Genomic DNA, 12,695 nt, shown 5'->3' on the forward strand with positions numbered 1-12,695 from the left:
GGCGCTGGCGACATATTCAGCCGCACCCACTGCGACCGGAGCTAATAAGGGTATTGGCATATTAACGTCTCCTGTTTATCTTATTTTTTGCAATAATAGGAACACCATTGTGAGTATATTTATCAATAGCGGTAATAATCTTACCGCCATGATCTGTCATATCACCCAGCAGAATAACCGCCTTTGACATTAAAGTTCTCCATCGTTTTTCAATTGGAAATAACATCATCCCTCATTAAACTTCGGTAATTAATGGCAGTAATCCCAGGTTCACCAGCTGAATTTCAATATCATTGGATTTATCAATATCCTCCTGATTTCTTCCATCAAAAATCCCTTTCTTGGTGATAATCAGAGTGCCGATCTGTTCATTATTTTGGTACACAGGCAGCACATCTTCCGCCATAGGCAGATAGAACTTATCAATAATACGGGGCTGGTAAAGCATCCAGCCGACACTAAGGCGATCAGGAAAAACCTGCCTGCCTTTTAAGGTATAGCCGTTAGTTTCCACCTGAATATAAGGAAAATCACGGCTGGTCGCTAAGTATTTAACTAAATCAATTAATCGGGATGCATTCAGTTGGCTACTGTCAATTTTTAAATTGAGTTCTAACTTAACCCAGTTAGGATGCCCAGATTTTGATTTATCATAAATAATGCCACAAGATAATTCATCTTTTTGTCCATCCCACATTCCATTGATAAGTGAAGGAAAATTTTTCCTATACTCTTTTTCAAAGTCTCTAATCGCAACTTCAGTTGGTCCTTGCTCATCAAACACAATATGTTGTAAAGCCTGTTTTCTAGAATATCCAGTTAAATACCAGGTCTTTTTCTGCCCGAAAAAAATATCAATCTGCCTTGTAATGTAAAATAAATCCATTAACACAGTATTTAAGGTAATAGTTTCCTGTTGTTCATAACGTGCATTGATTTCCAAATTAATTATTGCCATCGTTGACCTCAAATTAAGTTAAATCTTTACAAGGAGTATAATAAACATTGATATTTTTATGTTCAATAAATAGTATTTTAAAATACCCATAGCTGACAGGCTGTAAAAAATGCCATTCCACATAAGGAGTTCCCTCCAGTACATCACAGACTACTTGATGTCTTTTTGCCTGATTTCGCGCAGAAATCTGACCTTTCCACCACCTTTTAGGTTTACTATCACTATCAAAAAACTGGTCATACCGCGCTTTAGCCTCCAGAAACAGGCAATACGCTGGTCGCCAGCCATCAAACGTCACTTTCAGGCATTGAAATTCCTGGATCATTTGTGTGAGCGGGTTATATTTAGTTTTCGCAATAAATCTCTGATAGTTAATCGTGATGGCGCTCCAACGACTCACCTTGCGATATTTTTCACTTGTCACCGGAATAGCAAGGCAAGCTTTGCACACTTTTTCAGTTTCCGTTTTTTCACACTCTTCCGTCTCAGACTGGGCTTTAGTCTGAACCGCACTGGCATCAACAGATTCATCCCCTAAATCATCGTCCTCCCAAAAATCCGCATAGACCTCAGCACTCCAGACAATATTTCGATCTTCATCCGTGATGTCAGGGCTGATTACAAAATCCGTTTTCTTATGTTGAATGTTGTCATCGTCTATTACGGATTTATCTTTACCCACCTCCATGATACCGATTGCAATTAATACCCCGGCACAGGCGCTGGCGACATATTCAGCCGCACCCACTGCGACCGGAGCTAATAAGGGTATTGGCATATTAACGTCTCCTGTTTATCTTATTTTTTGCAATATAAAGAATATCTTTAAACTGCTGTTCGGATTTTTGATCAGAGGATTCCAGAGCAGACTTGATTGGCAAGGCATGCTGAAAATCAGGATTAAACGCGACCAAAGATAAATAGGATTGAATCAAGTATTTATCCTGAAAGTTTAATGTCAACAAATAATCATAAGCAGCCATTAGCCGTTCGTTCAGCGAAGATGGGGAAGGAATTAAATCCACATGTTTGGTAAGAAGTTCGGCCTGTATACGATCAATCACCGTCTGTTTTTCCAGTTTGGTGATAATATCAAATTGTTCCTGAGTCAATTCAATCATAATGGAACTCCTGACACCGAATAATAAGTGGAATTGTATTGATAAACCCATTTATCAATATCATGCGTGAATGCAAACAATTGTTCATGGCTAAAAATGTCACTGATGCGATGCAAAATACGGGGATCATAAAAACGTAGCAGTGCCGTCTGTTTTGTCGGCAGTTGAATATTTAAATATGACACAAGATGGCGGGTCAGCTTATCTAATGACAGAGAGGTTAATAACCATGATACTGCCGGATACGTTTCTTCAAGTATTGACAATTTCTCTTGCCATTGATGAGCATATTCCATATCAAACAGCCACGGACCTGCAAATGCAAGTTTTGAATCTGGATAGTGCCGGAATAGTGGATTGTTGACACCCACGATATAATTAATCTCCTCACTAAAACAGCGTTCATACTGCAAACCATTCACCAGCGCGTAAAGCCGAATGCCGGGATGTTTTTTCTGGTAATTAACCAATTTTTCGCTTAATTCAGGTGTCATAATTACCCCCGGATAACGGTTATTGCTTCTTCAAGCTCAGCTTTCATCAAACAACTGAGACAAATTTCTTTAAGTGGTTCTTGAGCAACAGGAGTGGATATTTCAGCGCTGACCTGTTTCAGTTTATCCAGCATATCCGGCAGTTTTCCTCCCCAACCCGAACCTGTACCCGGTGCTCCACTGGCAAAACTAATCCCGGCACTACTGCTGATGCCACTGGCATCAATTTTAATAAAATGCCCCGCAGCCTGTAATGTGAGCTCACTGCCGGCATCAATAACCACCTTCGCCCCGGAACTGAGATGAATTTCATTGCCACTTTGTACCAACAACGCATCGTCAGCTTTAATATGAAGTTTTTGTCCGGTTGAAACGGAAATATCTTGCTGCGCCAGAACACGATATTCATTATCAACACGTAAGTGAGCATCGTGTTTAATATGATGAGTCCGATTATGTGCAATATTGACCATTTCATCGTTTAAAATCTCCGTTTTCATATTCTTCTGAGCATGAATATAGATTTCCTCACCGCCTTTATCATCATCAAAACGCAGTTCATTAAACCCTTCCCCTTTATGGGTTTTTGATCGGATTACCATCTGCGTTTTTGCCATCGGCAAACGGTTCGGTGGGAGATTAATGGCATTATAGGTACGACCAATAATAATCGGCTGGTCAGGATCACCATGCATGAAATCAACCAGTACTTCCTGACCAACACGCGGGATAGTCATCATTCCCCAACAGTGTCCAGCCCAAGCTTGGCTAACTCTTATCCAGCAAGAACTTTGATCATTAAGCTTGCCATACCGGTCCCAGGCAAATTGCACCCGTACCCGCCCATATTCATCACAAAATATTTCTTCTCCCTCAGGCCCCACCACGGTGGCAATTTGCAGACCATCAATACTTGGCTTGGGGTAAGGCAAGGGACGCCATACCCGGTTGGGACTACCAAAGGTAAAACCATTCGTCAAAGTCGTCCCTCTGCTACCAAAATGGGACTCATCCGCTTGAGGTTGATGACCGCGGTGAGTAATTTGGATTATTTGCCACGGTGCATTAAATTTTTCTTTCGGATGATCGGTAAGCGTAAACCACATGCCCGGCAAGAGAGCAAAACTGTCACTTTGCCCACAGCCGAGCAAAGCATCATTACGTAACGCCTCCAACCGATATTGACTTATCCGTTGCCCATGTCCATCTTTATAACGTCCGGGAAAGTCATAGTAATAGTAGCTATTTAAATCCGAACGCTGATTACTGATGTACCTGTGATTTTCATGGAATTGAAAATCAGAATACCACCGGGGATGTTTAAACGTGTAGTCTCTCACCGAAACTTCAGCAACTCCCACCCTTTCTCCCCAACGAAACTGGCTGATGCAACACTGGTTGCCTGTGGTATCAGGTTCTGGGTTGTAGGGCAGTGAAAGAGAGCCATTCCTGGCATAAGAGTCGACAAAAATCATTGTCGGCTCGCCCTTATCCTGATCAAAGTGATAGTAATAAAAGATCCCTTCATCAGCTAACAAACGCTGCAAAAAAAACAAATCACTCTCATCGTACTGAACACAGAACTCCCGCATTGGATGTTCATAACGCAATAGACAAGAGAATTGCCGAACGCCATTTTCTTTCAATAGTCTATCAATAATATCGGTGACGGATTTATTCTGAAAAATACGGGAGTTAACCCGCAATCCGGCACGCCACAAGGAAGGATGGAGAGTCAGGTAATAACAACTACGATAACGTCCCGTTGTTTCCTGCACAAAATGAGTCACAATCCCGGTGATATAACGCTCAGGCTGCCCGTCACGATAAACGGTCAATGTGGCGTATTGATCCAGAACATCTGCAAAATCAATATCCGGATTGGCACAAGTTACTGTGGCTTGCAAACTGAATAGCGTTGACAAGGCTTCATTCAGTGTAAATTCAACCACAGCAAAAGTTTTCACAGGGAGATTACCGGCTGTAAGAGTAAAAACCAGCCCCGTTCGTTCTACATCAAAATTATTAACCATAACGATGATTACCTATATTGAATCGTCAGCTCACAATATATCCCTAAACGAAATGATCACAAAAGAAGCAATTATGATGTTTTTTAATCAATCATGCAATCAGTTCATAAGAAAATATGATGAAATAGCAGAAGGCAGAGGACAGAGGACAGAGGACAGAGGACAGAAGTAATGATAAACAATTTATTCACTATGAATGTTTGGCCCACATAAGGTGATTTAAATTTTCAACTTAATATTACGGTGATAATAACCAATAAAGTGAAGTGAACAGAAACAGTATTTAATTTATAGTAATGATATTTATGATGACCTGTCCAGAAAGCCAAGGCAAAAATGATCCAACATATTTTCAGCAAGTAAGAGGTTTTCCCGCAATTCTTATTTACCACTATTTACGGTTTGAGAAGATTTAACTAGTTTCAAGCCGTAATAAATCATCCGATAGTTTAAATTAAAAACTGTTTTGATAATTTATTCCAAACATTAATTATAGTGATCAGTTATTTTATGAAATAAAAACGATAAAGAATATTAAATTAAATAAGAATTTCTCATCTATACTTAATGTTGTTAGTCCAAAACAACATCCTAATAAGTCTAATCTTAATAAAATCAGATTGAAATAGTGAGGGGTTGTAATATGGGCATTATTCACGTTACCAACAATATGAAAAATGATACGATTGAAGTTGCGATTAACTACTGGAGCACTGATTACGCAAGATTCACAGTGTCCGACGATTATTTTAATATCAGTCCTGGATATTTTAGGGCTTCCTGGTTTGTTGACGATTGGCGCGGTTATATCATGTCAGTCAAAAGGCTAGGAATTACATTCTCATATTTCATTTTACCTGACACCAAGATTATTGTCGGAGAAAATCGAGTTACAGAAAATGAGTATGTGATAAAACCTTTATTTGTAAGCTAGTTCATTTATATTTAATGTTGTTAGTCCGAAACGGCATCCTAATAAAGTCCAATCTTAATGAAATCAGATTGAAATAGTAAGGGAGTTGTAATATGGGCATGATTCACGTTACCAACAATACGAAATGTGACACGATTGAAGTTGCAATTAACTACTGGAGCACTGATCAAGCACAATTCAAAGTGTCCGACGATTATTTTACTATAGTTTCTGGAGGTTATAGAGATTCTTGGGTTGTCGACGATTGGCGTGGTTATATCATGTCAGTCAGAAGACTTAAAATCATATATTCATATTTCATTTTACCTGACACTAAGATTATTGTCGGAGAAAATCGAGTTACAGAAAATGGGTATGTGATAGAACCTTTACTTGTAAGGTAGTTCATCGCCTTGATTGAGTATATAAGATTATAAATGAATGTATCTACTATCGATGACCGTCTAAACGGTCATCGAAGAATTCCGGCTACTTTTATTGAGAGTGGCGTCTTATATCTACCTGTCACCACCCCCTAAAAATCTAAATTAAGTTAAATCGCCTCTTCGTCCTGCTCGCCGGTACGGATACGCACAACACGCGCCACGTCGAATACAAATATTTTACCATCACCGATTTTCCCGGTTTGTGCCGTCTGCATAATGGTTTCAACACAGGTATCGACAATATCATCTGGCACGACAATTTCTATTTTCACTTTTGGCAGAAAATCCACCATATATTCCGCACCGCGATACAGTTCAGTGTGGCCTTTCTGGCGCCCAAAACCTTTCACCTCTGTTACCGTCATTCCGGTGATACCCACTTCCGCCAGAGCTTCACGCACATCATCCAGCTTGAAAGGTTTGATAATTGCATCAATCTTTTTCATGAAGTTTTCCTGTTGTTACCAGTTTTTACGGCCGAAACCAGAGGTAATCGGGTAGCGTCTGTCTTTACTAAAATTACGCGGCGTAATACGCGGCCCCACCGGCGCCTGACGACGTTTATATTCGTTAATATCAACCAAACGAACAACTTTACGTACAATCTGTTCATCAAACCCCGCAGCCACCAGCTCATCAACCGATTTATCCTGCTCCACATAACCTTCCAGAATATCATCCAGAATGTCATAAGGCGGTAAGCTGTCCTGATCAAGCTGTCCAGGCGCCAATTCCGCCGATGGCGGACGATCAATCACTCGTTGAGGTATCGCCGGCGAAACGGTATTACGATATTTTGCTAATTCAAATACCAATGTTTTCGGTACATCTTTCAGCGCATTAAAACCACCCGCCATATCACCATATAATGTGGAATATCCCACTGCGGATTCACTCTTATTACTGGTCGTCAGCACGAGACGATGGCGTTTGTTAGACATCGCCATCAGAATAACGGCACGGCAACGCGCCTGTAAATTCTCTTCGGTGGTATCTTTAGCCGTACCCGCAAACAGAGGTTCAAATTGCGCCATAAATGCATCAAACATCGGTTCGATCGACACCACATTAAACTCAACGCCCAACATCTCAGCTTGTTCTTTCGCATCTTCTATACTCATTTCAGACGTATAGCGAAATGGCATCATAACGGCCTGAACATGATCTTTGCCCAATGCATCAACCGCAATTGCCAGCGTTAAGCCAGAGTCAATCCCCCCGGATAAGCCTAATAACACGCCTTGAAAGCCATTCTTGCGAACGTAATCATGCACTGAAAGGACTAATGCCTGATATACCTGCTGCAATGGCGGTAGTTCAGGCGCCGGATTAACCATAGGTTCAATCTTTAATTCATTAAAACAGCATTGTTGGATCTGTTCATTAAATGCGGCTAATCGATGAGTCACTTCACCACTTGCATTAAAAACTTTAGAACAGCCATCGAAAATCAGCTCATCCTGACCACCCACCTGATTAAGATAAATCATAGGTAAATCTGTACGTTGGCAATGTTCTCTAATCAGTTCATAACGAATATAAGGTTTTTCACGATTATATGGAGAAGCATTAATAGAAAGAATTAAGTCTGCGCCAGCCTGTTTCAAGGCATCAACCGGTTCATCAAACCATAAATCTTCACAAATCAATAAGCCAAGATTGTAGCCCTTAAATGGCACAACACAGCTTTGATCGCCCGCTTTAAAATAGCGTTTTTCATCAAAAACACCATAATTTGGCAACTGTTGTTTGAAATAACGGGCCAAGATTTTCCCTTGCCAGAATAAGGAAAGGGCGTTGTAAATCTCCCCGTCCTGTTCCCAAGGATGACCAACTAAAATAGCGGTTTGACAACTGGCCGCCTGTAAATGTGCCAATTGCTCACGGCAACGCTGATGAAAATCAGCACGGAATAAGAGATCTTCTGGAGAATAACCGGATATCGCCAGTTCAGAAAACATGACCAAATCAGCACCTTGTTGCTGTTGTTCCTGTACTGTCTGCAACATACGTTCACAGTTGCCTTCAATGTCGCCAATCATCCAATTAAGCTGTGCAAGGGCAATATTAAGAGTACGGCTCATAAAATTTGGCTCCCCTAAGCCACCAATCTTTATATCAGTGTAAAAACTTCCTGAGCAGCAGAAAAGTTATTCTTTAAAATCATTCGCATCCAATTCATGGCGCGCCAGTAATTTGTAGAATTCAGTTCGATTACGTCCCGCCATACGCGCTGCATGAGTCACATTACCTTTGGTCATTTGCAGTAATTTACGCAGATAATTCAGTTCAAACTGATTTCTGGCTTCTACAAAAGTGGGTAACGCGGTATTTTCCCCTTCCAGCGCCTGCATAACTAAGGCTTCACTAATAACCGGCGCAGTAGTTAACGCAACACATTGCTCGATCACATTAACAAGCTGACGCACATTGCCAGGCCAACTTGCCGCCATCAAGCATTTCATTGCATCAACGGAGAAACTACGGACAAAAGGTTTATGGCGTTTCGCTGACTCACGCAACAGATGATTCGCCAATAAAGGAATATCTTCAACCCGACCATTCAAAGCTGGAATTTTCAAGTTCACCACATTTAGGCGGTAATAGAGATCTTCGCGAAATTCATTTTTTGCCATCGCCTTCGGCAAATCACGGTGAGTCGCGGAGATAATCCGTACATCAATATCCAGATCGCGGTTACTTCCGAGCGGACGTATTTTACGTTCCTGCAATACCCGCAATAATTTAACCTGCAAAGCCAGCGGCATATCACCGATTTCATCAAGAAACAGCGTTCCTCCCTGCGCAGTGAGGAATAGCCCTTCACGGCTGCTGACCGCACCGGTAAATGCGCCTTTGGCATGACCAAACAGTTCTGACTCAAGGAGTTGTTCTGGCAAAGCGCCGCAGTTAATCGCGATAAAGGGTTTTTTCGCCCGTGGACTGGCGCGGTGAATTGCCTGGGCCAACACTTCCTTCCCGGTACCACTCTGACCGTTTATCAGTACACTGACATCAGATTGAGCGACCATTCGCGCTTGCTCCAACAAGCGCAACATAACAGGACTGCGGGTAACTATCTGTTCCCGCCACCGTTCATCACTGGCAGGCGTGGTCAACGCCAATGCGCCATCAATCGCTTTATAAAGCGCATCCCGATCAACCGGTTTAGTCAGAAAACTAAAGACACCCTGTTGAGTGGCCGCCACTGCTTCTGGAATTGAGCCATGAGCAGTCAGAATAATAACCGGCATGCCCGGTTGTTGCTTCTGGATTTCAGCGAACAGTGCCATACCATCCATTTCATCCATACGCAGGTCACTGATCACTAAATCAATTTTTTCTTTAGTTAACAGTTTCAACGCTTCACCGCCGCTTTCTGCGGTTGTGACACGAAACCCTTCACTGGTAAGACGCATTCCCAACAATTTCAACAAACCAGGATCGTCATCAACCAGAAGAAGATGGGCTGGCTTACGCGCTGTCATGGTACGGCTCCTTTATCTGATTCAGAGGTATTGTTTGGCGTACTGTTTTTGTTAGGTAATGTCGTCGTCGCTGGCGTTTCAGTATGTTTATCCGAATTGCCTGATCCCGCACTCCCCTGGTTTTGTTTACGGGAAGAGAGCTGACGCTCAATATCTGTCAGGTTTTCCAGTTTACGAGAAGTTTCTTGTAGCTCAAATTCCAACCGTGCGCGACTTTCACGCAGACGATCAAGTTTATTATCCGTATCTGCCTGTAATTTTTGGAATCTTGCCCGCTCTTCAGCAACTGTAATTTGCTGAACCTGCTGTTCGCGCCATAACTGCCATAAAGCTCGCAGCGAATCTGGGAATTTCAATCGGTATTTGTTGAAGTTTTCAACCATTTTCCGACGTTCAGACAGCGTAGGCCCGGCACTATTAAGTAAAATACTTTGTTTAAAAGCCATATCCCAAGTAACCGGAAGAGTGTATTTCGCCATATTACGTGCTCTAGCTGATGTCAGGCGATCTGAACAATCCATCAATCGCAGCCAGTAAAGTGCGCTCTCAATCGATGGCGACGTCTCTAAATCCCACATTAACTCACACTCTGCGATACGGTAATCCGATACCCGTTGCTCTGGTATTACCATTTGCGCAACTGTCGCTAAATTATTACTAACCGGATTTTTAACGCAACCCGCCAATAAAAAAACGGCGAAGATCAGCAGAATCACGCTAAAACCCCAAACTGAAACTCGTGGTAATAACAACCTAACAACCAACGCGTTTTCCTCAGGTTGTACTGCAATATCCTGCCGATCCGTCCTTTGTACAAAACGGTAAGTAGACCTGTTATGCATTATTTATTCATTCTCAGCAGTTAATGGCAATTTAATACGAAAACAGACATCAGCAAATTCGCTCTGAATTAATATCAGTTCGCCCCCCATACGCTTAATACAATCCTGTGCAATACTTAGCCCAAGACCGCTGCCTTTCACGGCACCTTTACGCTGGAGCGTCCCCTGATAGAACGGTTCAAAAATCATACTGCGTTCTGATTCAGGAATTGGCGTACCTGTATTAGCAACATTAATTTGAACATATTTGCCAATCTGACGACTTGAAACCCAAATGTTACCGGATTCAGCGCCATAGTGCACCGCATTAGAGTAGAGATTATCAATAACCCGCATTAATAGCGTAGGCTCTGCCCATAAAATATCAGCATCAAGCTGAATTTCTGTCTGAATATTCTTCGATCTCGCCGGTAAACTGTGTGATAAAACCACTTCATTAACAATTTCCCGCAGAGAAACCTGCTGTCGCTCCGTCGGGCCATCTGCCAGCTTACGGTTATAATCCAGTAATTGCTCGATCAATTGCTGTAAATGTTTACTACTATTATCAAGAATAGCAACCACTTCTTGCTGATCAGCCGTTAATGGCCCTGCCACTTCATCAGCCAGTAATTCTGTTCCTTCCCGCATACTTGCCAGCGGAGTTTTCAGTTCATGAGAAATGTGACGTAAAAACTCATGGCGTTGTGATTCTAACCAAGCCAGACGTTCACTAAGCCAGATAATCCGTTGCGCCAAAGAGCGGAGTTCCCGCGGCCCCTGAAAAGAATCTATACGAACGCCTAATGATTGCCCTTCTCCCAATCGGTTAATCATGCGTTCAATCCCTTTAACCGGCCCGATAATCATGCGAGTAAATAACGCAACCAATAATGCACTCAGTAGAAATAAAATAAGACTCTGCCAGCCAAAAAATTGTCCTTTTTCAGCAATATCTCTCTGTAGCTGTTCTCCTCGGCTGAAAATAATATCACGGGTAGTCTGTACCATTTGACTATTAGCATTGGAGAATTGCTCAAGTAATTGAGCGGCAGGTTGGGTAGGTTCACTATTGAAGCAACTGATTTTTGTCAATTGCGATAATAAGCTGTTAAGCGTCTTAATATGCTGTTGATCATCAAGTATCGCCATCTGATCTTTCAGCATTTTAGAATATTGCCCATATTGCCTTTGGTAGAGGTTTTCCAGCGTCTTATCCCCTAATACACAATATTGGCGGTAACTGCGCTCCATCTCCAACGCAATACCTGTCATAGCTTCACTGCGGCGGGCATCCGCCAGCGTGGTACGATTTATATCAGCCGCTTGCTCACTGAGTTGATCAAGACTCTGATAAGCCTGATAAGCCAAAACCAATAATGGCAATAACACCAGCCAGAAGGCCATGACAACTAATTGGCGCAATGAGCGCGGAAATAAACGCCATTTTTTCAAGGAAATCATCTCGTAACCTGTCAGTACACCAATGCTAACCGACAAAGGGCGGATAGAAAAACCCATCGGCTGATAAATTCTGCTGTGACTGAAAATCAATGTAAGATGCAAACAGTACAAAGGGGCAGGTAAACACCTGAGCGATGACGGCGGAATAATAGTTTTCGCTACTATCCCGCCAGTGAGGATAACGCATGCCCGCTGTTTATCGACAACAGTCAGACATAGGTTGGTGCCTCACTCCACGTGTCGCCCGATGTTTGATAAGGCCCGAAAGCGATATCACTGAGTTGGACGGTAGGCACCTTACTCTGGCATCATTCGATAGTTTATGTGGCATTTCTCCACCCAAATGTGGGCCGACATAAGAAGTTGAATGAGCAACTGTGCCAGCTTAATGCAGATTCCGTGCCAACATTAAAAAAATAATCATAACCAACTGTTTTTACTTTAGAAAAAATTAAATGTCACGTTTCAGCGACCGAATAGCTTCTTTTCCGATATGAGTAAAATTTATTTTCTGTCGCCAATTAAAGACACCTAAAATCATGCAAATAAAAATAGATTAAAATCAAATAATTAAATGTCTCTTTTTTGAGACACCCATAATGCATGTTTGTCGGGTAATTGAGACAATAGAGCAACCGGGCATCTATACGCCTAAACATTCACCGATAATCTGGCCTTTATCAGCGAATAATGTACCATCGTAGATAGAAGTAAAAAGTCTCTATTCGGGAGAAAATTATGCACCAAACCAAAAATGGGGAATCTCCATATATGGTTCAAGATCCGACTCAATTTGAGATGCAAAAAGAACAAATAGCTTTGTTACACCTGCTCTCTTTGGCTGAAAAAGATATAAAATCTAGACGAGTAGTATCACCTGATGAACTACGAAATAACCTACGGAATTTAATCAACAATGACTGACAAAAGGGTGTGCAATTTCTGCTCACCCTTTTT

Annotated in this window: 13 protein-coding genes; 3 read left to right on the forward strand and 10 right to left on the reverse strand. The window is 41.9% G+C overall.

Going from position 1 to position 12,695, the window contains the following annotated elements:
• The coding region (locus tag BA1DRAFT_RS23990) for a hypothetical protein (protein ID WP_235200995.1) at positions 1 to 187 on the forward strand (187 nt) is incomplete at its 5' end.
• A gap of 48 nt (positions 188 to 235) precedes the next feature.
• On the opposite strand, the gene BA1DRAFT_RS07850 is transcribed toward BA1DRAFT_RS23990, so the two are convergent.
• Genes BA1DRAFT_RS07850 through BA1DRAFT_RS07870 form a run of 5 tightly spaced genes read right to left on the reverse strand, consistent with a single transcriptional unit; the run spans position 236 to position 4,606 of the window.
• Positions 236 to 958 carry an Imm52 family immunity protein gene (locus BA1DRAFT_RS07850; RefSeq protein WP_036777741.1) on the reverse strand — a complete coding sequence of 241 codons (723 nt, stop codon included), beginning with the start codon at positions 956 to 958 and terminating at the stop codon, positions 236 to 238.
• A gap of 13 nt (positions 959 to 971) precedes the next feature.
• Positions 972 to 1,736 (reverse strand): Tox-REase-5 domain-containing protein, encoded by a 765-nt coding sequence (locus BA1DRAFT_RS07855; protein WP_036777743.1) that lies wholly within the window; start codon positions 1,734 to 1,736, stop codon positions 972 to 974.
• A gap of 1 nt (position 1,737) precedes the next feature.
• On the reverse strand, positions 1,738 to 2,079 hold the full coding sequence (locus BA1DRAFT_RS07860) for a hypothetical protein (RefSeq protein ID WP_036777746.1): 342 nt from the start codon (positions 2,077 to 2,079) through the stop codon (positions 1,738 to 1,740).
• Positions 2,076 to 2,573 (reverse strand): DUF4123 domain-containing protein, encoded by a 498-nt coding sequence (locus BA1DRAFT_RS07865; RefSeq protein ID WP_051560707.1) that lies wholly within the window; start codon positions 2,571 to 2,573, stop codon positions 2,076 to 2,078. The genes BA1DRAFT_RS07860 and BA1DRAFT_RS07865 overlap by 4 nt, the downstream gene beginning before the upstream one ends.
• Before the next feature lie 2 nt (positions 2,574 to 2,575).
• Positions 2,576 to 4,606, reverse strand: a complete 2,031-nt coding sequence (locus tag BA1DRAFT_RS07870; protein WP_036777748.1) for a type VI secretion system Vgr family protein — start codon at positions 4,604 to 4,606, stop codon at positions 2,576 to 2,578.
• 643 nt (positions 4,607 to 5,249) lie between these two features.
• Here BA1DRAFT_RS07870 and BA1DRAFT_RS07875 point away from each other — a divergent pair.
• On the forward strand, positions 5,250 to 5,540 hold the full coding sequence (locus BA1DRAFT_RS07875; RefSeq protein ID WP_036777751.1) for a hypothetical protein: 291 nt from the start codon (positions 5,250 to 5,252) through the stop codon (positions 5,538 to 5,540).
• A 532-nt stretch (positions 5,541 to 6,072) separates the two neighbouring features.
• Here BA1DRAFT_RS07875 and glnB read toward each other — a convergent pair.
• The 5 genes from glnB to BA1DRAFT_RS07905 form a co-directional block, all read right to left on the reverse strand.
• Positions 6,073 to 6,411: a nitrogen regulatory protein P-II gene (gene glnB, locus BA1DRAFT_RS07885; protein ID WP_011147501.1), complete on the reverse strand. Its 339-nt coding sequence runs from the start codon at positions 6,409 to 6,411 to the stop codon at positions 6,073 to 6,075.
• Positions 6,412 to 6,426: 15 nt separating this feature from the next.
• Positions 6,427 to 8,049 (reverse strand): NAD+ synthase, encoded by a 1,623-nt coding sequence (locus tag BA1DRAFT_RS07890; RefSeq protein WP_036777756.1) that lies wholly within the window; start codon positions 8,047 to 8,049, stop codon positions 6,427 to 6,429.
• 66 nt (positions 8,050 to 8,115) lie between these two features.
• Positions 8,116 to 9,453 carry a two-component system response regulator GlrR gene (gene glrR / locus BA1DRAFT_RS07895; RefSeq protein ID WP_036777758.1) on the reverse strand — a complete coding sequence of 446 codons (1,338 nt, stop codon included), beginning with the start codon at positions 9,451 to 9,453 and terminating at the stop codon, positions 8,116 to 8,118.
• On the reverse strand, positions 9,450 to 10,295 hold the full coding sequence (qseG, locus tag BA1DRAFT_RS07900) for a two-component system QseEF-associated lipoprotein QseG (protein WP_036777761.1): 846 nt from the start codon (positions 10,293 to 10,295) through the stop codon (positions 9,450 to 9,452). Before qseG ends, glrR begins: the two co-directional genes overlap by 4 nt.
• Before the next feature lie 3 nt (positions 10,296 to 10,298).
• Positions 10,299 to 11,738, reverse strand: a complete 1,440-nt coding sequence (locus BA1DRAFT_RS07905) for a sensor histidine kinase (protein ID WP_036777764.1) — start codon at positions 11,736 to 11,738, stop codon at positions 10,299 to 10,301.
• A 738-nt stretch (positions 11,739 to 12,476) separates the two neighbouring features.
• Here BA1DRAFT_RS07905 and BA1DRAFT_RS07910 point away from each other — a divergent pair.
• Entirely contained in the window at positions 12,477 to 12,662 is a 186-nt protein-coding gene (locus BA1DRAFT_RS07910; RefSeq protein WP_051560708.1) for a hypothetical protein, read from the forward strand.
• Positions 12,663 to 12,695: the final 33 nt, after the last annotated feature.

The sequence above is a fragment of the Photorhabdus aegyptia genome (assembly GCF_000612035.1).
Taxonomy (GTDB): domain Bacteria; phylum Pseudomonadota; class Gammaproteobacteria; order Enterobacterales; family Enterobacteriaceae; genus Photorhabdus; species Photorhabdus akhurstii.

Bases quoted from the DNA above. Each gene is read 5' to 3' on its own strand.
- BA1DRAFT_RS07850 (WP_036777741.1), bottom strand. From the start codon at position 958: ATGGCAATAATTAATTTGGAAATCAATGCACGTTATGAACAACAGGAA.
- BA1DRAFT_RS07855 (WP_036777743.1), bottom strand. From the start codon at position 1,736: ATGCCAATACCCTTATTAGCTCCGGTCGCAGTGGGTGCGGCTGAATAT.
- BA1DRAFT_RS07860 (WP_036777746.1), bottom strand. From the start codon at position 2,079: ATGATTGAATTGACTCAGGAACAATTTGATATTATCACCAAACTGGAA.
- BA1DRAFT_RS07865 (WP_051560707.1), bottom strand. From the start codon at position 2,573: ATGACACCTGAATTAAGCGAAAAATTGGTTAATTACCAGAAAAAACAT.
- BA1DRAFT_RS07870 (WP_036777748.1), bottom strand. From the start codon at position 4,606: ATGGTTAATAATTTTGATGTAGAACGAACGGGGCTGGTTTTTACTCTT.
- BA1DRAFT_RS07875 (WP_036777751.1), top strand. From the start codon at position 5,250: ATGGGCATTATTCACGTTACCAACAATATGAAAAATGATACGATTGAA.
- glnB (WP_011147501.1), bottom strand. From the start codon at position 6,411: ATGAAAAAGATTGATGCAATTATCAAACCTTTCAAGCTGGATGATGTG.
- BA1DRAFT_RS07890 (WP_036777756.1), bottom strand. From the start codon at position 8,049: ATGAGCCGTACTCTTAATATTGCCCTTGCACAGCTTAATTGGATGATT.
- glrR (WP_036777758.1), bottom strand. From the start codon at position 9,453: ATGACAGCGCGTAAGCCAGCCCATCTTCTTCTGGTTGATGACGATCCT.
- qseG (WP_036777761.1), bottom strand. From the start codon at position 10,295: ATGCATAACAGGTCTACTTACCGTTTTGTACAAAGGACGGATCGGCAG.
- BA1DRAFT_RS07905 (WP_036777764.1), bottom strand. From the start codon at position 11,738: ATGATTTCCTTGAAAAAATGGCGTTTATTTCCGCGCTCATTGCGCCAA.
- BA1DRAFT_RS07910 (WP_051560708.1), top strand. From the start codon at position 12,477: ATGCACCAAACCAAAAATGGGGAATCTCCATATATGGTTCAAGATCCG.